General features: G+C 71.2%; 11 protein-coding genes. 2 read left to right on the plus strand and 9 right to left on the minus strand.

Going from position 1 to position 18,373, the window contains the following annotated elements:
- The 3 genes from QSJ97_RS15730 to QSJ97_RS15740 form a co-directional block, all read right to left on the minus strand.
- Positions 1-3,118: efflux RND transporter permease subunit (locus QSJ97_RS15730; protein WP_285672815.1), on the minus strand; the 3,118-nt coding region annotated here is incomplete at its 3' end.
- The gene (locus tag QSJ97_RS15735; protein WP_285672817.1) at positions 3,115-4,479 is read right to left on the minus strand and encodes an efflux RND transporter periplasmic adaptor subunit; all 1,365 of its coding nucleotides are present in this window, start codon (positions 4,477-4,479) and stop codon (positions 3,115-3,117) included. The genes QSJ97_RS15735 and QSJ97_RS15730, both read right to left, overlap by 4 nt.
- Before the next feature lie 116 nt (positions 4,480-4,595).
- Positions 4,596-7,613 (minus strand): Ig-like domain-containing protein, encoded by a 3,018-nt coding sequence (locus QSJ97_RS15740; RefSeq protein ID WP_285672818.1) that lies wholly within the window; start codon positions 7,611-7,613, stop codon positions 4,596-4,598.
- Between the two features lie 174 nt (positions 7,614-7,787).
- Between QSJ97_RS15740 and QSJ97_RS15745 the strand changes: the two genes are divergently transcribed.
- Positions 7,788-8,753: a hypothetical protein gene (locus tag QSJ97_RS15745; protein WP_285672820.1), complete on the plus strand. Its 966-nt coding sequence runs from the start codon at positions 7,788-7,790 to the stop codon at positions 8,751-8,753.
- A 135-nt stretch (positions 8,754-8,888) separates the two neighbouring features.
- Entirely contained in the window at positions 8,889-9,275 is a 387-nt protein-coding gene (locus tag QSJ97_RS15750; RefSeq protein WP_285672822.1) for a DCC1-like thiol-disulfide oxidoreductase family protein, read from the plus strand.
- 3,217 nt (positions 9,276-12,492) lie between these two features.
- Here the strand turns inward: QSJ97_RS15750 and QSJ97_RS15760 are convergent.
- From QSJ97_RS15760 to QSJ97_RS15785, 6 genes are all read right to left on the minus strand, one after another.
- The gene (locus QSJ97_RS15760) at positions 12,493-13,194 is read right to left on the minus strand and encodes an ABC transporter ATP-binding protein (RefSeq protein ID WP_285672825.1); all 702 of its coding nucleotides are present in this window, start codon (positions 13,192-13,194) and stop codon (positions 12,493-12,495) included.
- A gap of 8 nt (positions 13,195-13,202) precedes the next feature.
- Positions 13,203-13,961, minus strand: coding sequence for an ABC transporter ATP-binding protein (locus tag QSJ97_RS15765; RefSeq protein WP_285672827.1), 759 nt, complete (start codon positions 13,959-13,961; stop codon positions 13,203-13,205).
- A gap of 3 nt (positions 13,962-13,964) precedes the next feature.
- Positions 13,965-14,978, minus strand: coding sequence for a branched-chain amino acid ABC transporter permease (locus tag QSJ97_RS15770; protein ID WP_285672831.1), 1,014 nt, complete (start codon positions 14,976-14,978; stop codon positions 13,965-13,967).
- Positions 14,975-15,871: a branched-chain amino acid ABC transporter permease gene (locus QSJ97_RS15775; protein WP_285672834.1), complete on the minus strand. Its 897-nt coding sequence runs from the start codon at positions 15,869-15,871 to the stop codon at positions 14,975-14,977. The genes QSJ97_RS15770 and QSJ97_RS15775 overlap by 4 nt, the downstream gene beginning before the upstream one ends.
- 82 nt (positions 15,872-15,953) lie before the next feature.
- Positions 15,954-17,258 (minus strand): ABC transporter substrate-binding protein, encoded by a 1,305-nt coding sequence (locus QSJ97_RS15780; RefSeq protein ID WP_285672836.1) that lies wholly within the window; start codon positions 17,256-17,258, stop codon positions 15,954-15,956.
- Positions 17,259-17,299: 41 nt separating this feature from the next.
- Positions 17,300-18,127 (minus strand): phytanoyl-CoA dioxygenase family protein, encoded by an 828-nt coding sequence (locus QSJ97_RS15785; protein WP_285672838.1) that lies wholly within the window; start codon positions 18,125-18,127, stop codon positions 17,300-17,302.
- Between the last annotated feature and the right edge of the window lie 246 nt (positions 18,128-18,373).

An 18,373-nucleotide genomic window follows, 5' to 3' on the forward strand; every position in this document is an offset into this window, starting at 1 on the left:
GCCGGCCCGCGGCGGCCCGCGCCCGGCGCTCGGCGGCCAGCGTGGTCACGCCGAGATCGTCGAGCACCGCGTAGAAGGCCGGCACCACCACCAGCACCAGCACCGTCGAGGCCAGCAGCCCGAAGGCCAGGCTGGTGACCAGCGGGATCAGCACCTGGGCCTGCAGGCTGGTCTCGAGCAGCAGCGGGAACAGCCCGGCGATGGTGGTGAGCGAGGTCAGCAGGATCGCGCGGAAGCGGGCGCGGGTGGCCTCCGGCGCGGTCTCGGCCACCGTGGCGCCAGGTCGGTGGTGGAGCTTGATGCGGTTGACCAGCAGGATCGAGTCGTTGACCACCACGCCCGAGAGCGCCGCGAAGCCCAGCATGCTCGGCATCGAGAAATCCACCCCCATCAGCAGATGCCCGGCCACCGCGCCGATGAAGGCGAAGGGGATCAGGATCATCACGATCACCGGCTCGACATAGCTGCGGAACTGGAAGCTCAGCACCAGATAGACCCCGACCAGCCCGAGCACGAAGCCCGACATCATCGAGCCCTGGGTGGTGGCGGTCTCGGCCGACTGGCCCTCGAGCCCGATGGTCACGCCGGGATGGCGCGCCGCCAGCCCGGGCACGAAGCGCGCCAGCGTGTCGGCGATCACCTCGTTGGCATTGGCGAAGCGGGTGTCGACATCGCCCTCCACGGTCACCGTGCGGCGGCGCTCGATCCGGTTGATCCGGGCGAAGCCGCGGTCGCGCTCGATGCTGGCCACCGAGGAGAGCGGCGCCAGCGCGCCGTCCGGGGTGACGATCACGAAACCGTCGAGGGCGGCGACATCGTCGCGGTCGATCCCGGCGAGGCGGGCGTCGATCTCGTAGGATTCCGCATCGACCTGGATCTCGTCGACGGTGGAGCCGAAGAAGGCGGCGCGCAGCTGGTCGGCGATGTCCTGCGCCCGCAGGCCGAGGATCAGCCCCTCCTCGTTGATGCGGATCTTGATCTCCGGCTTGCCGAGGCGGAGATCGTCGAGCACGTCGACCACCCCGCGATAGCTCTCGAGCCAGGTCTTGAGCGCCTCGCTGGCCGCCTTCAGCTCGCCGAGATCCTCGCCCGAGAGGCGGATCTCGATGGCGCGGCCGGCGGGGCCGAGCGAGGGTTCGGCGAATTTCAGCGAGATCACGTCGGCCTGCCGGCCGGTCTCGGCGCGCCAGCGGGCGAAGAAGTGCTGGTTGTCGATGCTGCGGCTCTCGGAGCTCAGCAGGTCGAGGCTCACGGTGGCGACATGGGCGCCGGTCTCGTGCGCGTCGTCGTTGACGTTGAACTTCACCGTGGTGTGGCGCACCAGGCGCTGCCCGCCGGGCTGCTCCGGGGTCAGCGCGGCGTCGATCCGCTCTGCCGCCGCGACCACGTCGGCCACCACCTCCTCGGTGCGCCAGAGCGGCGTGCCCTGGGGCAGCAGGATGCGCGCCTGCAGCGTGTCGCCGTCGAGATCGGGAAAGGCGCTGAACTTCAGCGCGCCGCCGGCGATGGCGGTGACCGCGAGCAGCAGCGCCGCCACCGCGAGGCCGAGCGTGGCGTAGCGCGCGCGCACCGCCAGCGTCGCCAGGCCGACCACCGGCCGGTCGCGCAGCCAGGCCATGCCGGCCTCCACCGTGCGCTGCACCCGCCCGCGCCCGCCGCCGGCGGCGTGCAGCGCATGACCGAGATGGTTCGGCAGGATCAGGAAGGCCTCGACCAGCGACAGCGCCAGCACCGCGATCATCACCACCGGCACCACCCGCAGCACCTGCCCGATATCGCCCTTGAGAAAGGCCAGCGAGCCGAAGACGCAGAGCGTGGTGAGGAACGACGAGACCACCCCCGGCGCCACCTCGCGCACCCCCTCCAGCGCCGCCTCCATCGGCGCCGCGCCGGCCTCGCGCCGGCTGGCGATGCTCTCGGAGATCACGATGGCGTCGTCCATCAGGATGCCGACCACGATCAGCAGCCCGACCATGGTCAGCATGTTGAGCGAGTAGCCCAGCACCGCCATCGCCGCGATGCCGCCGACGAAGGCCACCGGCAGCCCGGCGCTGATCCAGAAGGCATAGCGCGCGCCGAAGAACAGCCACATCGTCAGCCCGACGAGCACGAGCCCCATGGCACCGTTCTCGATCAGCAGCGTGAGCCGGTCGAGCACGATGTCGGCCGAGCTCTGCACCAGCGTCAGCCCGACCCCCGGCGGGGCGCGCTGGCGCTCCTCGGCGAGGAAGGCCTCGATGCGCTCGACGACGACCAGCAGGTCGTCCCCCGCCGACTTGGTGATCTCGAGAAAGGCCGCCGGCTCGTCGTCGAAGAGATACTTCACCTCCTCCTGCTCGAAGCGGTCGTCGATGCGGGCGATGTCGCTCAGCCGCACCTGGCCGCCCTCGGGGCTGGCGATCACCACCAGGTCGCGCAGCGCCTCGACGCTGCGCCGCTCGTCGGCGAAGCGCAGCAGGATCTCGCCCTGGCGCGCCTGGATCGTGCCCACCGGCAGATCGACGTTCTGGCGCCGGATCGTCGCCGCCACCTCCTCGAGGCTGAGGCCGTATTGCCGCAGCGTGCCGTCGAGGATCTCGATGCGGAACTGGCGCTCGGAGAACCCGGTGATCGCGACCTTGGGGATGCCGCCATAGGCCTGCATCCGGCGCTTGATCTCCTCCGCGAGGGATTTCAGGTCGGGCCGGGTCAGCGCGCCGGTGATCGCCACCGAGGCGACGAAATCGGTGCGCCCGAGCTGCTTGACGATGGGCGCCTCGGCAAGCTCGGGGAAATCGTCGATCGCCTCGACCTCGGTCTTCACATCGGCGGCGAAGCGGTCGAGCGCCGCGCCCTCGCGCATCTCCGCGGTGGCGGTCGCCATGCCCTCGAGCGCCTCGCAGGTGATCTCGTGGACATCGTCCACCGCGTCGAGCGCATCCTCGAGCCGCTGGCAGATCGCCTCCTCCACCGTCTCCGGCCGGGCACCGGGATAGAGCACGCTGATCTCGACCTGCGAGGGCTCGATCCGCGGGAAGGTCTCGCGCTGCAGGCCGGGCAGCATCGCCGCGCCCACCGCCAGAAAGGCGATCATCAGCAGGTTGGCGAGCGTCGGATGCCGGATGAAATAGCCGATCATTCGGCGGGCTCCCCGCCGCCCGCGGCCTCGACCGGGTCGAGCAGCATGCCCTCGATCGCCGGCGAGAGATCGCTGACCACCACGCGCTCGCCGAACTCGAGCCCGGCCGCGATCAGCGCATCGCTGCCCTGCACCGCGCGCACCGCGACCTCACGGACCCGCAGCCGGTTCTCGGCATCGGCGACGAAGACCCGCCCGTCATGCAGCGCGCCGCGCGGGATCACCCGCTGCGCCTCCAGCGCCCGGCCGCGCAGCTCGACGCGCACGAACATGCCCTTGACCAGCGGCGGGCGGGTGCCGGGCTTGAGGTCCGCATAGGGCCCCTCGACCTGGACGATCACCCCGACCGAGCGGCTGCCGGCGTCGATCGCATCCGCGGTGCGCATCACCTGCGCCGGCCAGCGCACGTCGCGGGCCTCCATCTGCAGCGTGACGGTGGCCTCCCAGTCGAGCGCCGCCATCGCCGCGCGCGGGTCGCCGGTGCTCTCGCTCTCGCCGTCATCCTCGAAGACCGGGATGAAATCGCCCGGCACCGCCAGCGAGACGAACCGGGCGAACTGGTCCTGCGGCACCTGCGCGACGATCTCGGCGGCGCTGATGTCGCCCGCCGCGGCGAGCCGGGTGCCCGAGGCGACGAACTGCGTCGCCTCCACCCCGATCTCCGAGATGCGGCCGCGGAACGGCATCCGGATGCTGGTCCGCTCGAGCTCGAGCCGGGCGGTGGCGAGCCGCGCCTCGGCCACCGCGATCTGGGTGCGCTGGGTCGCGATCTGCGCCGGGAAGAGGCGCACCGCGTTCTCCAGCTCCTGCACCCTCACCTGCTGCGTGAGGAAGTCGCGCTCCACCGTGTCGAGGGTCGACTGGCTGGCGACGCCGCGCTTGACCAGCCCCTCCTGCCGCTCCAGGTCGGCCCGCTTGATCTCCATCGAGCGCCGCTCGATCTCGAGCGAGCGCCCGGCGTTCTCGGCGCTCACCTCGAGCTCGCGGAGCTGCGCCTCGGCAGCGTCGAGATTGGAGCGCGCCTCCTGCACGGCGAGCTCGTAATCCTCCTCGCGGATGCGGATGATCTCGAGCCCCTCGCGGAGCACCGCGCCGACCCGCAGCCGCGGATGCACGAAGGCGATCCGGCCCGGCACCTGGGCCACCGCGTCCCAGGTCCGCACCGGCGCGACGCTGCCATAGCCGGTGACCCCCGGCACGAAGTCCACCGGCGCGACCGTGATCACCCGGACACTGCGGGCGCGTTCGGCGAGCGCGGCTTGCTGCGGCGGCTGCCGCCCCCCGAGCACGACCATCAGCACCGCCACGGCGAGCGCGACCGGCACGGCGAAACTGAGGATGCGGATTGCCGCCCTGACCACTGGCGCCTCCCTGCCCGGACCGCCGCCGGCAGCCGGGGCACCGAGGCGCCGGGTGCGAGTCTGCCGCCTTCTAGCAGCCCCGGCGGCGGCGCGACAGGACCCGGGCGCGCGACCTTTCAGACCACCCAGACGCCGACGTCGAGGTTTTCGATGTTGCGGGCGACGTTCTCCGGGCTTTCGGCGAAGAAGACCAGCATGTCGGCGCGGTCGAAGAGGCCGGTCTCGAAGGCGTCGAGCCAGAAGGTGCGGCCGCCGTCGTCCGGGTCGCGCAGCAGCACGTTGTTGAACAGCGCGTCGATGAAGTCCCCGTCGCTCGGGTTCGCACCGAACTTCTCGGCGAATTCCGGGCTGTCGACGAAGAACTGCGCGACGCCCGCGCGGCTGAAGGCGCCGGTGTTGATCGCGTCGTTCCAGAAGATGAAGCCGCCCTCGTCCGGCGTGCGCGCGAAGGCCGCGGCATAGGTGCGGTAGATGTAGCCGAGATCGGCGCCGCCGGCATCGAAGATGAAGGCGCCGTCGTCGAACTCGGCGCGCTCGATGCCGATCAGCAGATCGGTGCCCTGGGGGCCGTCGAAGGCGACGCCGTCGCCGGCGAAGGCGCGCTCGGCCTCGCTGCGGGTGCCGGCGAAGACCACGGTGTCGCGGCCCGCGAGCCCGTCGAAACACTCGTTGGCGGCGCTGCCGGAGAGCTGGTCCGCGGCGCCGGTGCCGCCGATCCCGGCGCAGTCCGCATCCGTGACGATGACCCGGGCCTCGGCGACGGCGAGCCCGCCATTGCCGTCGCGCAGCGCGTAGACGAAGCTGTCGACCCCGGCAAACCCCGGATCCGGCGTGTAGATGACGCGGTTCTCCACGATCGCCGCGGTGCCGTGCTCCGGATCGGTCGGGATCATGTCCAGGGTGAGGGCATCGCCGTCCGCATCGGTGTCGTTGGCGAGCACGTCGATCCCGGTCGGAAGGCCGGCGGCGGTGCCGAGCATGCCGACGGTGTCGCGGCCCGCGACCGGGCCCGCGTTCGGCGTCGCGTCGGTGCCGTTCTCGATCGAGAACACGCCGATCGAGGCATTGCCCGCGGGATCGCGCACCCGGTAGAGGAACGAGCTGGTGTCGTTCGGAACCGCATCGATGCTGTCGACATCCTCGTCGAGATCGATGGCGAAGACCATCTCGCCGCCGATCTCGAGATCGAAGGTGAGGAAGCCCTCGTCGTTGACCGCGGCGGCGAGGACATCGATCAGGTCGCCCTCCGCCAGCTCGGCGACGGTCATGCCGTTGACGGAGAAGTCGGGCGGCGCGACGCCCTCGCGCTCGAGCCGGGCCCGCTCCGCATCGCCGTCGAAATCGAAGCCGAGGAAGCTCAGGAAATCGCCGCCGGTGTCGTCGGAGAGGGTGCCGATCCCGCCGTTCGAGAAGGCCAGCGCCGCCCCGAGCGAGAACTGCGCATCGAGCGGGCTGGCCACCGGGTTGCCGGTGTCCCAGCCGAGATAGCCGATGCGGCCGGTCTCCGCGGCAACCCCGTCCGAGAAGGTGTAGGACAGCAGCACCGGGCCGTTGTAGTCGGGGTCCGGGCTGTATTCGAGAACATCGCCGGAGCGGGAGACCGTGCCGAAAGCCGGCTCGTCGATCTCGACCGAATAGCCCGTCGAGATGCTGAACCCGCCGAAATCGAAGGCGTAGAACGCGCCCAGGTCGAAGCCGAAGCCGTCTGCAGTCGCGCCCGCGCCCGCTGCGGCCGCGCCTGCGCCGCCCGAGTTCGGCCCGAGAAAGGCATCGCGGCCCGCCGGCAACGAGGCCTCGCCGGCATCGATGGTGACGGTGACGCTCGCGCTGTCCGTGCCGCCCATGCCGTCGGAGACGGTGTAGGTGAACATGTCCGCGCCGCTGAACCCGGCGGCCGGGGTGTAGCGCACCTGGCCGCCCTCGATCGCCGCGGTGCCATTGGCCGGGCTGGTCACGCTCACGATGGTCAGCGCATCGCCGTCGCCGTCGCTGTCATTGCCGAGCACGTCGATCAGCGCGGCGGTCTCGAAGGCGGTGCCCGCGCTGTCGTCCGCCGCCACCGGCGCCGTGTTCGCCGCCGCCGCCACCGTGACCGTCACGGTCGCGGTGTCCGACCCGCCCATGCCGTCGGAGACCGTGTAGTCGAACATCACGCCGCCGCTGAACCCGGCGGCCGGGGTGTAGCGCACCTGGCCGCCCTCGATCGCCGCGGTGCCGCTGGCCGGGCCCGACACGCTGGCGATGGTCAGCGTGTCGCCGTCGGCGTCGCTGTCGTTGGCGAGCACGTCGATCAGCACGGCGGTCTCGAAGGCGGTGGACGCGCTGTCGTCGCTGGCCGCGGGGGCGGTGTTCATGTCCTCAGTCAGATCGCCGGCAGCGATGGTCTGGTCGGTGAAGGCGAAGCTCTCGATGTTCTCGAAGCGGTCGGTGCCGAGGGCCGAGACGATGACCACCGCGGCGCCGTCGAAGGAGACCTCCGCCGCGGCCCGCGTCACCCCGACCAGCGCGGTGTCGGCATCGTCGCCGCCGTCGAGGGTGTCGTCGCCGGCGCCGCCCTCGAGGGTGTCGTCGCCGAGCCCGCCGCTCAGCGCGTTGGCGCCGCTGTTGCCGGTGATCAGGTTGTCGGCGTCGTTGCCGGTGCCGTCGAGATCGGCGCTGCCGAGCAGCGTCAGGTTCTCGATGTCGTTCTCGGAGAACTCGTTGCCCGGGCCGACCAGGGTCTTGAGATTGCTGCTGATGGTGGAGCGGACCTCGTCGATCTCCGGCGCGCTGTTGAACTCCACCGCGATGTCGCCGGGATCGTCGACGAAATAGACGTCCGGGCCGCTCTGGCCGGTCATGAAATCGGCGCCGGGGCCGCCGTCGAGCGTGTCCGCGTCGCCCGGGCCGCCATCGCCCGGACCGGCCTGGATGTTGTCGTCGCCCGGCCCGCCGAACAGCATGTCCGACCCGCCGACGCCAAGCACGACGTCGTCGCCCTCGCCGCCGAAGATGGTGTCGTCGGTGTCCGGCACGGAGATCAGCGCACCGCCGCCGGTCAGGCTGTCGTCGCCGGCCAGCCCGTCGATGACATTGCTCTCGCCGTCGTTGCCGGTCAGCGTGTCGGGGCCGGCGGTTCCGGTGAAGTTGCCCATGGTCTGTCCCTTCGCCTTTCGCGCCCGGACAACACCAACAGGCCATCCCAAACTGCATTCACGCGCAGTACCATCCTGACGCCACCCTCACTAACGGCCGATAATCCTGCTCGACAATCAGTCACGCGTCAATCATTCTCGCCTTTGGCTGCAGGCACCCGGAGAAGGGATTCCGTGCGTATCCGGAACTGTCTGGCGGGATGTCTTCTGGCGCTGCTGGCCGGCACCGGCCCCGGCGGGGGGCAGACGATCGAGCTGCCCGATCTCGAGGACGACGCGCTGGAGCGGAGCGGCATCGCCAACATCCTGCCCGCGCTCGGGCTCTTCGGCGTGACCCCGGGCGCCCGGCTGGCCCGGCTCACGGTGGATGCCGATCCGCTCGGCCCGATCGATGTCGATCTGCTGCGGCTGCCGCTGTCGCACGAGTTCGCGCCGGTCTGGCGCGGCCTGCGCCCGGTGGTCCAGATCACCTTCGGCAGCTTCGACATCGACAAGCGCGCGCAGGTGGCGATCATCCCGGCCTTTCCCACGGGGTTCGACGTGAGCATGAGCGGCGAGATGGTCGTCGCCGGGCTCGGGGTCACGGTGCCGCTCGGCAGCGCCACCACGCTGCGGCCGATGCTGCTCGGCGGCTATGCGCGGATCCGCTCCGAGGCGACCACCTCGGGCCCCTTCTCCGGGCTGCTGCTCGCGGTGGTCGACGGGATCCTCGCCGATGCCCGCCTCGAGAGCCCGGTTGCCGGCGCCTCGCTGGAGCTGCGGCACAGGGCGGGGCTCGGCGGCGACGTGACCCTCGACGGCGCGCTCGGCCTCGGCGTGCTCTATGCCCCGGTGACGGTGGCGACCGCCCGGGCGATCGACCAGCCGATCCCCTTCCCCGCGGTCTCCGCGCGGATCGAGGCCGATGGCCCGCTCTGGACGCCGGAGAGCGGCCTGGCGCTGCGCTGGCTCGGCTTCGCCGGCGTCAACTATTTCCCCGCGCTGCCGGGCGACATCGCGGGCTTTCCGGCGGCCGCGGAGCTCGGCGGCGGCGTCACGCTGCGCGGCCGCGACATGCCGGCGGGCCTCAGCCTGCGCGCATCGGTGATCCTCGGCGACCGGGTGACCGGCCTGTCCCTCGGCGCGAGCCTCGATTTCTAGGCCCCCGCGCCCGGCCCTGGCCCCGGCCCCGGCTCTGGCCCCGGCCCTGGCCGCCTGCGCCACCGAAACCCCTTTGAAACCGGCGCCGCAGTCCTCATGTTAGCCGGGTATGCGGGAGCGAGATCGGCGGTCGGCATGGGCATCCGGAACCACATCATCTATGACGGAGACTGCCCCTTCTGCAGCTCCTATGTCGGGCTGATGCGGCTGAAGCAGGCGATCGGACCGGTCGCCCTGATCGATGCGCGCGAGGGCGGGCCCGAGGTCGAGCGCGCCCGGGCGCTCGGCTTCGATCTCGACGACGGCATGCTGCTGCATCTCGACGGACGCGACCATCACGGCGCCGACTGTCTCAACCGCCTCGCGCTGCTCTCGACGCGCAGCGGCCTGTTCAACCGCCTCTCGGCCTGGCTGTTCCGCTCGGAGACGCTGGCGCGTGTCGCCTATCCCCTGCTGCGCGCCGGGCGCAACGCCACCCTGATGCTCCTCGGGCGCCGCCGGCTCGGGCCCGCAAGGCGCTGACCCGCCGGAGCGCCGCGCCGGGGCCGGCAGACCGCTGAAGACCGCTGAAGACCGCGCCGATACCCCCGGCCGCACGATGAGGCGCCAGCGAACAGCGCGCTCCGGACCGCCCGACGACCGCCGGCGCTCCCCAGGAAGACCGCCGCGCCGAGGTGGAAGTGGATCGTGCGCCGCCCGCCGCACTACGGCGCCGCGAAAGAAACCCCGGCCAACACCGGGCCTGCAAGACCGCCTCCCCCGGCCGCGCACGAGCGGACATCCGCAATCATCGCCCCCGTTCCGCCAACGATGCATGCTTGCCGTGAAGCGCGATGAGATCGCCATTTTCCTGCCGATCGGAACGGTCGCCGCCGATCCATCGACGCCAGCCGGCGCACGGCCCACCCGGAGGCAAGCCTCCCCAGCACCGGCCGGTCCAGGCCGGGCTCCACCCGGCCGGGGCGACCCAACTTCCCGCACCCGCCGATCCGGCCAATGGCGGCGCGATCGGCGCCGCCGGCGGGCTGGTGGCGCTCGGACACGAGGGGCATCGGCAATCATCGCCCTATTCGGCCAACGATGCGTGCTTGCAGTGGAGTACAATGAGATCGGCGTCTCCCTGCCGATACCTGCCCATCGGAACGGCCGTTGGCGATCCATCAACGCCAGCCGGCAGACGGCCCGCCTGGCGGCACGGATCCCGAGCACCGGCCGGTCCAGGCCGGGCTCCACCCGGTCGATGTAGCCCAACTTCCCGCACCCGCCGAACCGGCCAATGGCGGCGCGATCGGCGCCGCCGGCGGGCTGGTGGCGCCGGCGGCCCGCCGCGGTGCCTCGTTCCGCCAATCGGAGGATGGGGCCGGAGCTTTGTCCCGCACGGAAATCCCGCGCCTTGCCGCCCAAACATCCGGCCCCGCACGGCCAATGCGCGGGCGATCGGCATCCGCGACAAGCCGATCCCGCCCGCTGCCGCCCTGGCCGGCTCCGGCTCACCGTCTCGATACCGGTGTCCGAGCCGCAGGACCGGGGCTGCATCCGCCATCCCGCCGCGCGCCTTTAGGTCAACGCCGCGGCGATCTCCGGCCAGCCGGCGCCAGAGCCCGACCGGATCGGGTTCTTCGCGGCCAATCGCTGCATACCGCTGCGCCCCGGAGCGCCGCTGCACGAAGCCGGAAGTGCGGCGGGATGGCGGGCCGCTGCGCTCGTTCGCACCCCTCCAGTTCGGCCGCTCCGGCGGGGCATCAGCCCCGCCGGAGCCACAGGACCGGGCGAGACATCCCGGCAGAATCGGCGCGAACGGTCCCGCCGGAGGCAGCGGCTTCGGTCGTCCCGATGCGCCTCCCCCAGCGCCGGCGATCTGCCCGCCCCGCCTGGCATCACCGTTCGAGCAGTCGAGCACGGCCGGCCCGGCGGAAAGATCGCCGGCGGTGGCGCGGCGCCGGAGCGTTTCGCAGGATCGATCCTCTCCCAAGGGGAGCGGTGTCGACGCGGAAACAGATCGCGCCTCCGCCCACCGCCAAGGCGCGGATCTTGTCGGCGTCGTTGGCCATGGTGGCACTGCACCACAGAGGTGGGGCGGAGGCAGAAGGGGCCGGAATTCCCGATGCGTACGGCGCCGACGCCTGACTTGTCCTCTCGCTCGCGGCCGGGCGGTGCCTGTCTTGCGCTGTCGGGTGCAGTCCGGGTGATCCGTGGCTGGGTCCGCCCCCAGCACTGACTGGCCGGGATGCGTCAGGGCCGGTGCCGCAGGGCACGTGACGTCTACCCTAAGGTGCTGCGGTTCCCGAGATGCCCCCGGCGTCCGGGAGCCGGGGGCGGGAGCGGCGCGGAATGGGCTGCCGTTTCGGAGAGGGCGGGGGGCCGGCCGGCCATGCGGGAACACGGGCCATCCGTCACTTCGTGCCCGCTGGCCAAGGGACAGGCTTCAGCGGCGAGCCTTGTGCTGGCCCGCGCGGCCTAGCATCGGTCTGGATCGCCGCCGCTTGCGCCGACGTGGCCTCGGCATAGGGCCTGGGTGAAGATGCCGGCGGTCCGGCCGATCGCGGAGCACAGGGCGCCGATGCCGCGTTCGGCCACCCTTTGGAGCAGGGCCTTCGGTTTCGGGAAGGCAGTCTCGGCGGGATTGGACTCCGGGCTGCGGGGCGGAAGGACCGGGAGCCACGCGCCGGCGGCCTGGATCAGCAGCCTCGTCCGCAATCCCCGTGGCTGGGGAGATCGCGCGAGACACCGTCGCGCGGGCGGCGTTCGGGAACGAGCGCGCTCCATGTCGGCCTCGAAGCTGGCGCGGTGACCGGCTGGCGCGGCACGAAGGGGGCCTCCATGTTGCGGGTGGTCGTCCCGGCGGACCTTGCATGGCGCCGGGCGCGCAGCGTCCATGGGGCTTCCAGCGGCCGTCCGGTGTCCCCATCCGGAGGCGTTCACCTCTGCGGCATCGCCCCCGGGTCCGCGCCGGGCCGGTCTTCGCCCGGGTCCCGGCGATGACGTCGCGAATTGGCGGGAGCGAAGCGTGGAGCCGGGCCGGATCGAGGGCGGGCGGGCCTCGAAGCGGTCCCACCACTTCCTCGGGATGCCCGGGCGACCCTGTTCTCCGGCATCTGCGGTCCTCCCTGCCGATTGCCCCGTGGCGGTGGGAGGCGCGCTGTAGCGTGCCTCAACCTGATGCTTGGGCGCGGTGGCGATCGCCACGCTTGGCGCTCGGGCGGTGAGGTCGGGGGTCTCTTCGGGGCGTGTGCGGGTGAGGGCGCCCGGCGGCATGATGCGGCCGGAGCGGCGGTCGCCGGCGAGAGGACCCGGGCGGGGCCTTCCCGTCTCGCAAGCGAGCGGGTGCGAAGGGTTGATGCGGGCGCCACCGGCACGCCCACGCGGGTGTTCGGTGGCAGCGCGGGCGCCAAGGGCTGACACTGGCGGCACCGGCGCAGACCGTGCCGCCACTTGGAGATGTCAGGTGCCGCCCTCCTCGGCAGCTAGGAACCGGATGCGAGGATCGACCGGCAGGGTTTTCGACATGCCTGCCGCCCGCCGCCTCCGGAAGACCGGGCGAACCGGAACCGGGCCCGCGGGTGGACTTCCGTTCGATTCAATCGGATCGGCTCGGGCTCCGGCGCCAGCGGTGCGCCGGAGGGGGCATCGCCGCCCTCCCGGCGCGGTGGTCGCCGCGCCGGAGGGTGCCGGATCGACCGGGGGGCCCTGCCCTCGCCGCCGCTCCCGGGCGGCGCGGAGCGCGGGGCGGCGGCGCGGGTCAGGCGGCGGGCTGCCCTTCGCGGCCATCCATGCCGGTTACCACGGCGCCCCGCTCGATCGTCATCCAGCGCGAATAGAGGCTGCGCTCGCGGTCGAGGCTGCTGTCGCAGATCAGCACCGTCCGCGCCTCGCTGCGCAGGCCGGCGACGATCTCCTGGAAGCGCTCGACCAGCGCCGGGGCGACCCCCTCGAAGGGCTCGTCCAGCAGCAGGAGGCGATCGCCGATCATCAGCGCGCGGGCCAGCGCCACCAGCTTCTGCTGCCCGCCGCTGAGCGAGAGCGCCGGCCGCGACGCCACCTTCGCGATCTCCGGGATCATCGCGTAGATGCCCTCGAGCCGCTCCGCCGCATCGGCGATGCCGGTGGTCCAGCCCGGCAGCAGGATGTTCTCCGCCACGCTCAGCGTCGGGATCAGCCGGCGGTCTTCCGGCATGTAGCCGATGCGCAGCGCCGCGCGGCGGTGCAGCGGCTGGTCGGAGATCCGCGCGCCGGCGAAGTCGATCCGCCCCGCCGCGAGCGGCTGGATGCCCATCAGCGCGCGCAGGAAGGTGGTCTTTCCCGCGCCGTTGTGGCCGATCAGCGCGACCATCTCGCCGGCCTCGATGCTCAGGCTGATCCCGTGCAGGATCGTCACCTTCTGGATCGCGACCGTCAGCCCTTCGACCGCGAGGACCGGTGCGCCGGCCGGTGGCGCGGGCATCGCCGCGCTCATGCCTTCGCCCCGGTCACGAAGCGCCGCACATCGGCATCGGCGAGCACGTGCTCGGGCGTGTCGTCGAGCAGCACCCGGCCCTCGTGGAACACGATCAGCCGGTCCGCATAGCGGCGCACGATCTCCATGTCGTGCTCGACGAAGAGGACCGCGGCGCGCTCCTCCGACAGGGCATCCATCACCAGGTCCATGAAGCCGAACTTCTCCTTTGCCGCGACGCCGCTGGTCGGCTCGTCGAGCAGCAGCACCTGCGGATGGTCGACGGTCGCCATCGCGACGTCGAGCAGCTTGCGGATGCCGCCGGGCACCTCCCCGACCGGCTGCGCGCGGTAGGGCTCGAGCCGGAAGCGCCCGATCATCCGATCCACCTCTGCCTGCGCCCGGGCGTCGTTGGCCGGGCGCAGCGGGTGCAGGAAGCCGCCGCGGTTGGTCCCGGCGACCCGGACCGCCAGCAGCAGGTTCTCGAACACCGTCAGCTCGAGGAAGAGCTGCGGGATCTGGAACGAGCGCGACACGCCGAGCCGGCGGATCCGGCGCGGCCCGAGGCCGGTGATGTCGCGCGTGCCGCAGGTGACGGTGCCGCTGTCCGGGCGCAGATACCCGGTCACGATGTTGACGAAGGTGGTCTTGCCGGCGCCGTTGGCCCCGATCAGGCCGACCACGCCGCCGGCCGGGATCGAGAGGCTGACATCGTCGACGGCACGGATGCCGCTGAACGACCGCGTGAGCCCGGTTGCCTCGAGAGCGGTTTCCATGCCTCAGCCCTCCCCCTGCACGCGGCCCGCCGGCGGCGCCGAAGCGTCTGCCGTGCCCGTCCGCCTGCGCGCGAGCGAGCTGATCCCGTCCGGCAGGAACAGGATGACGAGGAGCAGGAAGCCGCCGAGCAGCAGCTGCCAGGCATTCGGCAGGTATTGCCCGGTCGCCAGCCGCACCGCCTCGAAGACGCCGGCGCCGGCGAAGGCGCCGCTGATGCTGCCGGGGCCGCTCAGCACGGTGATGAAGACGAACTCGCCGGAGGTCGTCCAGTACGCCATCTCGGGGATCACGTGCCCGGAGACGATGGCCACGAGGCTGCCGCCCATTCCCGCCAGCGCGGCGGAGAGCACATAGGCCACCAGGATCAGCCGCCGCGCGCTGATGCCGAGATAGTCGAGCCTGATCTCGTTGCCCTTGACCCCGAGCAGGACCAGGCCGAGCTGCGAGCGCGAGACCAGCCAGAGCAGGAAGCCGGCGGCGCAGGCGATCGTGGCGACGAAACCATAGGCCGCGAGCGAGCGCATCCCGTCCGGCGGCACCAGGCCGAAATAGCTCGGCGCCGGCACGCTGACCCCGTCCGACCCGCCGAGCGAGACCGATTTCAGCAGCGCACCGTAGAGGATCATCGAGAGCGCGAGATTGAACATGGCGAAGAAGACCCCGCGATAGCCCGCCAGCAGCAGCCCGAGCAGGAGGCCCAGCGCCGCCGTCCCCAGCGTCGCCGCCAGCGTCAGCGCGAGCGCGTCGGTCAGCCCCGCCCCGCTGGCCAGCAGCCCGCTGACATAGGCGCCGAAGCAGTAGAACATGCCGTGGCCGAAGGAGATCAGCCCCATGCGCAGCAGCATCACGAGGCCGAGCACCACGAGCCCCTTGGCCAGCGCGATGGTCGCGGTGTAGATCGCCCAGGAGGGCGCCGCCCAGCCGGCCAGCAGCAGCAGCGCGAGGATCGCCGAGGCGACGGCCGCGGCCAGGCCAAGCGCTCGGCCGGCGGGGGCGGGAGATGGGCGCAAGGTCATATCTTTCTCCCCTCGGGCATGCCGAACAGCCCCCGCGGCCGCACCGCGAGCACCGCCGCCATGACGGCGTAGACGATGAAGAGCTCGCCCTCGGGCCAGAGATGCACCGTCGCCGCCCGCGTGCAGCCGACGATCAGCGCACCGAGCGCCGCGCCCTCGACCGAGCCGAGGCCGCCGATCACCACGACCGCGAAGCTCAGGATGATCGCGTTGACCCCCATGGTCGGCGTCACCGCGAGCGTCGGCGCGATGAGGGCACCGGCCAGCGCCGCGAGGAACACGCCCACCGTGAAGGTCCAGAGATAGGCGCGCGAGACGTTCACGCCCATCGCCCGGCAGATCTCGGAATCGTGGATCATCGCCACCACGATCTTGCCCTGCCGGGTCAGCCGCAGGAAGGCGGAGGCGCCGAGCCCCACCAGCGCCGCCACCACGATCAGGAACGCGTCGTATCCGACATAGAAGAGCGGCCCCGCCTCGATCACGCCGAAAAGCGCGTAGGGCTCGGAGACATAGTAGGAATAGACCCCCCAGACCTGCTTGATCAGATCCTCGATGATCAGCGAGAGCGCGAAGGTGGCGAGCAGGATCACGACCTCGTCGCGGCCGTAGAAGAGCCGCAGCAGCACCCCCTCGAGCAGCGGGCCGAGCAGCAGCGCCACGCCGAGCGCGGCGACGATCAGCAGCGGCAGCTGCAGCGCGGCCGGCGGCGTGGCGAAGAGATAGCCGCCGACGAGGCTCGCGCCCGCATAGGCACCGACGGCATAGAGCGCGCCATGCGCGACGTTGAGGATCTTCATGATGCCGAAGACCAGGGTGAGGCCGATGGCGACGAGGAACAGCCAGGCGCCGTAGATCAGCCCGTCGACGAGGATTGTCAGCGCGATGTCCATGGGGTCCCCCGGCTGGGCCGTGGCCGTCGGGTGGTCTGCGGGGCCGGACCGGCCGCCCCCGCATCGGTCCGCATGGCGCGGCTCATTCGCATTCCGCCCCGACCATGCCGCCCTCGATCCATTCCAGCGAGGTGACGCCGGCCGGCGGGTTCACGCAGCGCGCCGCGAAATGCTCGACCTCGGTCAGCTCGAGCCGGCCGAGCTCGTCGTTCCAGGCGGCGATGCCGATCGCCGCGCCCTGGATCGCCTGATGGCCGTCCGCGAGCGCCATCTCGACGGTGCCGGAGGGCGTCTCGAAGACCAGGCCGGCCAGCGCCGCGGCGATCTCCTCGTCGGTCGGCTTGGTGCCGCCGTTCTCCGCCATCGCGATCTCCGCCGCGGTCTTCAGCGCCAGGATCGTCTGCACGAAGCGGAACGGCCCCTGCACGGCCGGGATGCCATAGGCCTCCGCGTAGGCCTCGTAGAACCAGTCCGCGAGCTCGGTGCGCGGGCGCAGCTCGCCGACCGCGCCGCGCCCGCCGGTGATCAGCCCGACCGGCGCCTTCTCGCCCATCCGGGGCAGCACGTGCTCGGCCATGTTGAAGACCACGTGGGAGCGGGCAAACAGCTGCCGCGGCCCGGCCTGCAGCAGGAAGGCCTCGAGATCGCCGCCCCAGAGGCTGGAATGCACCACGTCCGGCTTGGCCCGCATCAGCACGCTGATCTGCGAGCCGTACTGGCCGGCCCCGGGCTCCGGGAACAGCTCCGGCCCGATCTCCACCTCGGGCATCAGCAGCGTGAGCGCGGCGGTGAAGTCGCGCCAGCTGTCCTGACCCCAGGAATAGTTCTGGTTGAGGCCGGCAACGGTCTTGGTCTCCGGCATCGTGCGCTTGATGTAGTGGGCCAGCGCCACGTTATCCATCGTGGTGTGCGCGCCGGCGCGGAAGACATAGTCGTAGGACGCCTCCTCGAAGAGCCGGGTGGTGCCGCAGCCGGAAAAGATCGTGACGGTCTGCAGCTCGTCCGCCACCGGCGCGATCGCCAGGCAGTCGCCAGAGCCGTCATAGCCGAGCACGGCATCCACCTCCTCGCGCTCGACGAGATCGCGGTAGCGCTGGATCTGGACCTGCGCGCCGCCGCTCTCGTCGATCTGGACGAACTCGATGGGCAGGCCGCCGATGCCGGTCTGCCCGTCATAGGGCGCCGGCACCTGCCCGGCATTCAGCGCCTCGACCATCAGCACCCCGCCGTTCATCGACGGCACGCCGAAGGCGTCGGCCGCCGGGCCGGAGAGGAAATTCACGAGGCCGATCTTGAAGGTCTCCTGCGCATGGCCCGCAACGGGCGCGAGGCTCAGCGAAGCCGCAATCGCTGCGGCCAGCGATAGGGATAGGCGTTGGTCGGTCATGTCACGTCCCTCTCTGCTCCGGTTTGTCGTCGTCGCCGTCCTCAGGCGGTCTCGTTCTCACGCGCACGCCAGATGACGGGCCAGAGATCGCTGTCAAGCGGTCCGCCGGCCTCGATGTCCGGATCCCACATCATCTTCTGGATGTTGGGATGCGGCTGATAGGTGGCATCGTCGCCCGCCCAGCGCGTGAGATAGGCACGCCGGCGGCGGTCGCTGCGCGAGTTTCCGGGCGCGCCGTGCACCAGCAGCCCGTGATGGATCGTGCAGTCGCCCGGCTCGAGCTCGAAGCTGACAAGGTCGAGCTCGTCGCGCATCGCATCGATATCCGGCACCTTGGGCAGGTCGATCTTGTACTTGTCGTCGCCGGCGAAGGCGGGCGGCTTGAACCACTGGCCCCATTTCTGCGAGCCCTTGACGTATTCCACGGCGCCGCTGTCGGCCGAAACCTCGTCGAGCGCCAGCCAGAGCGTGCAGATCTGGTTGCCCCGCACCGGCCAGAACGGCACGTCGTTGTGCCAGGGCGTCGCCTCGGAGGTGCCCGGCTCCTTGATCAGGAACTGGTCGAAGAAGATGTTGACCTTCTTCGATTCCATGACCGTGCCGGCCATCTCGGCGGTGGGCAGGTCGTGCAGCGCCGCCTTGGCCTTCTCGTTGAAGGTCCAGAGGAAGGTATCGAAGAAGAAGCGGCCGGTGCCGCCGGGCTTGGTCAGCTCCTGGTGCAGCGGGCCGGGCTTCGCCATGTCCTCCTCGGCGAGCTCGCGCAGCATCTCCACGGCATCGCTGTTGAAGAAGCCGCGCAGCACGACAATGCCGTCCTCGCGATAGGTCCTGATCTCGTCCTTGGTGATCTCTCGATGCAGCTGCGCCATTTCCCGCGCCTCCTTTCCGTGCTTTCCGGTCCCGCCCGCCGGGCCCGTGCCGGCCGGGTCCATGCCGGACTTCCTGACGAAACCGTAGCCACGGCCAAAAATCTAATCCAATGATTTGATCATATATGTTCGATCTGTATTTCCGATTTTAAGGCTTGCATGAAGCTGTGCCATTCCGGCGGTCACAGGCACAGGGTTCGGAGCTTCTCCCGCAAACCTTTGGCGATTTCCGGTTTCACCGGCCTG

It is taken from the genome of Paralimibaculum aggregatum, from assembly GCF_030270585.1.
GTDB classification, from domain to species: domain Bacteria; phylum Pseudomonadota; class Alphaproteobacteria; order Rhodobacterales; family Rhodobacteraceae; genus Thermohalobaculum; species Thermohalobaculum aggregatum.